The organism is Streptomyces sp. P5F9 (assembly GCF_057961495.1).
In genome coordinates this window covers 1-3,874 of the sequence record NZ_JBXVPZ010000673.1, presented here as the reverse complement: position 1 = coordinate 3,874, position 3,874 = coordinate 1, and the positions used below count along the sequence as shown (strand labels likewise).

The following is a 3,874-nucleotide window of genomic DNA, read 5'->3' as shown; positions in this document are numbered from 1 at the left end:
CTCCAGCCGGTGCCGGTCGGCGTGGCGGGTGAGCTGTACGTGTCCGGGCCCGGTCTGGCGCGCGGCTACTCCGGGCGTCCGGACCTGACGGCGGAGCGGTTCGTGGCCGCCCCCTTCGGTGAGGGCGAGCGGATGTACCGCACCGGTGACCTGATCCGCTGGACCGCCGAGGGCCAACTGGAGTTCGTGGGGCGAGCGGACGAGCAGGTGAAGATCCGCGGCTTCCGCATCGAACTGGGCGAGGTGGAGGCGGCGTTGGAGTCTCACCTCCAGGTCGACCACGCCGTCGTGATGGTTCGTGAAGGGCGGCTGGTGGGCTATGTAGTCGGCCATGAGGTGGATGCCGACGCTCTGCGGGTCTTCGCCTCCTCGCGACTGCCGGAGTACATGGTTCCGGCTGCGTTGGTGGTGCTCGACGTATTCCCGTTCACGGTGAACGGCAAGGTGGACCGAGCTGCTCTTCCCGACCCGGAGTTCGGTGGTTCGGGCTCGACACGACGACCCGGCACGGCGGCCGAGGAAGCGCTGTGCGGCTTGTTCGCGGAGGTGCTGGGCCTTGAGGCGGGCGCGATCGGGGTCGGTGACAGTTTCTTCGAGCTGGGCGGCGATTCGATCATGTCGATGCAGCTCGCCTCGCGGGCGCGTCGTTCCGGTTGGGTGGTGACGCCTCGCCAGATCTTCGAGGAGAAGACCCCGGAGCGGCTGGCGTTGGTTGCGTCCGTGACCGAGGACGCGTCTACGGACGTCAGGGACACGGGTGTTGGTGAGGTGCCGTGGACGCCGTTGATGAGGTCGATGGGCGCGGACGCGTTGCGGCCCGGTTTCGCCCAGTGGACGGTGATCGGTGCGCCGGCCGACCTGGGAGTGGACGTGCTCAGGACGGGCGTCAGCGCACTTGTGGAAGCTCACGGAATGCTGCGGGCCCGGGCCGGGAGCGACCAGGTGCTGGTGGTTCCGGAGGCGGGTGAGATCGACGTGTCCGGGCTGGTGGTCCGGGTGGATGCCGTAGGCCTCGCTGAGGGCGAGTTGGACCAGCTCGCGGTGGAGGCCGCTCGGCAGGCGGTGGGGCGGTTGGATCCTGCGGCCGGGGTGATGGTGCAGGTGGTGTGGGTGGATGCCGGGTCGGAGCGGGTCGGTCGGATTGCGCTGGCCGCTCATCACCTGGCGGTCGACGGCGTGTCGTGGCGGGTGCTCGTACCCGATCTGCGGGCCGCGTGCGAGGCGGCGGCCGCGGGAGAGCCGCCGGAGTTGGAGTCGGCGGGGACCTCGTTCCGTGCCTGGGCGGAGGGACTGCGGCGGGCCGCGCAAGATCCCGCGCGGGTGGGCGAGTTGGATGCCTGGGTCGACATGGTCGCCGGGACGGCCGGTGCCGGGGAACCGCTGATCGGCCGCCGTCCGCTGGACCCGGCCGTCGACACGACGTCCACCCTGCGTCTGCTCTCCTGGTCGCTCCCGACGGAGGAGGCAGCGGTGCTCGTCGGCGAGACACCGCGGGTGTTCCACTGCGGGCTGCACGAACTGCTGTTGGCCACGCTGGCCGGTGCGGTGACGCACCGCCGCCCGAACCCCCCAGGGACCGGCGCCGGCATCGGCTCCGACGGGTTCCTGGTGGAGGTCGAGGGGCACGGCCGTGAGCCGTTGTCGGCGGGCATGGACCTGTCGCGGACGGTGGGCTGGTTCACCGCCGCCTACCCGGTCCGTTTGGACGCCTCCGGAGTGGACCTTGCCGAAGCCGCCGCCGGTGGTGCGGCGGCCGGTGCGCTGGTGAAGCGGGTGAAGGAGCAGGTGCAGGCGGTACCCGGGGACGGGCTCGGCCATGGCCTGCTGCGTCATCTGAACCCGGAGACGGGGCCGGTGTTGGCGGCCCAGCCGGTGGCGCAGATCGGCTTCAACTACCTGGGCCGGTTCGCAACCGCCGGTGGTGCCGAGCCAGGCCCGGTCGAGCCCTGGCAGACGGCCGGGGACACGGCCGTCGGAGGTGCTGCCGATCCGGGCATGCCGGTGCTGCACGCGCTCGCTGCGGGAGCCGTGGTCGCGGACACCGTCAGCGGGCCGGAGTTGACGCTCACCCTGAGCTGGCCCGCCGCGCTGCTGGACGAGACCGACGTAGAGGAACTGGGCCAGGCCTGGCTCGGGCTGTTGTCGGGCCTCGCCGCGCACACCGCTGGTCCCCAGGCCGGCGGCCACACCCCCTCCGACTTCTCGCTCCTCGATCTAGACCAGGACGAAGTCGACGACCTCGAAGCCATAGCTGCCGAACTCGACGAAGGACGGTTCCTGTGAAGCCCCCGACGCCCCCCTCGACGCCCGCCAAGGGATCCGCTCTCGCGGAAGTATGGCCGCTCTCGCCCCTCCAGCAAGGGATGCTCTTCCACTCCTCGTACGACGACGAGGGACCGGATGTCTACGGCCTCCAGTGCGTCCTCGGCGTGGACGGCCCCCTGGACACCGAGCTCTTCCGCGCGTGCTGGGAGGCTCTGATCGAGCGCCACGCCGTCCTGCGCGCCAGCTTCCAACGGCGCAGGTCCGGCGAGGCGGTGCAGCTGATCTCGCGGAGCGTTGTGCTCCCATGGCGCGACGTCGACCTGTCGGACCTCGGCGACGACGAGGCCCTGACCCGGTTCGAGCGGCTGGCCCGCGAAGAGCGGGAGGACAGGATGAACCCCGCCTCCCCGCCCCTGCTCCGGCTGGTGCTGGCCCGGCTCGGGGAAGCCCGCCACCGCCTCGTCGTGACGACCCATCACATCCTCCTGGACGGCTGGTCGATGCCGGTGCTCCTCGACGAGCTGGAGGCGGTGTACACGGCGGGTGGAGACATCCGGGTACTGCCCCCGGTCACCTCCTACCGCGACTACCTGTCGTGGCTCGGCCGCCAGGACCGCGAGGCGGCACGCGCCGCGTGGCGGGAGGAGTTGGCGGGGGCGGAGGAGCCGACCCTGGTCGCCCCCCAGGCGGCGGGCGGGGCCGAGGTCTCCGTACTGCCGCGGGACCTCGTCCGGGATCTTCCCGAGGAGACCACCGCGCGGCTGAGGGAGCTGGCCCGCGGCCGGAACCTCACGCTGAACACGCTGGTGCAGGGCGCGTGGGCGCTGGTCCTGTCCCGGTTGACGGGACGGAACGACGTGGTGTTCGGCGCGACGGTGTCGGGGCGGCCGGCGGATCTGCCGGGCGCCGAGTCCATGGTCGGCCTGATGATCAACACGCTGCCGGTACGGGTGTCGCTGGCCGGCGGGCAGCCGGTGCTGGACATGCTCGCGGACCTCCAGGCGCGGCAGTCGTCGCTGATGCCGCATCAGCATCTGGGCCTGAGCGAGGTGCAGGGGCCGGCCGGGCCGGGAGCGACGTTCGACACCCTCGTGGTCTACGAGAACTACCCGACCCCGCCCGACGGGGCGCCCGCGCCCGGCACCATCTCCTTCACCCGCATGGATGCGCACGAGGCCACCAACTTCCCGCTGACCGTCGGCATCGTCCCCGACGTCGGCCTCCGGATCGTCATGACACATCGGCCGGACCTCTTCGACGAGGAGGCGGCGGCCCGCGTCGCCGGATGGCTGATACGGGTGCTGGAACAGGTGGCGGACGAGCCGGCGCTACGAGTGGCCGACATCGATCTCCTCGACGGGCCCGAGCGGTCCGCGGTCGTCGAGGAGTGGAACGCCACCGCGCGGGACGGGGTTCCCGGCACGGTGTTGGAACGGTTCCGCAGCTGGGCCGTCGGCACGCCGGACACGGCGGCGCTGTGGTTCAGCGACCGACCGCTGTCCTACGGGGAGTTGGATGCGCGGTCGGATGCGCTGGCGCGGGGTCTGATTGCCCGTGGGGTGGGGCGTGAGTCGCGGGTGGGGCTGTGTCTGCCGCGTGGGGCCGAGAT

The 3,874-nt window shown here is 71.7% G+C and carries 2 protein-coding genes; both read left to right on the top strand.

Going from position 1 to position 3,874, the window contains the following annotated elements; translation table 11 throughout:
- Positions 1-2,283, top strand: a 2,283-nt coding sequence (locus tag AC31A1_RS48245) for a condensation domain-containing protein (protein ID WP_489659399.1), incomplete at its 5' end; no start/stop codon positions are given.
- Positions 2,280-3,874: condensation domain-containing protein (locus AC31A1_RS48240; RefSeq protein ID WP_489659398.1), on the top strand; the 1,595-nt coding region annotated here is incomplete at its 3' end. The genes AC31A1_RS48245 and AC31A1_RS48240, both read left to right, overlap by 4 nt.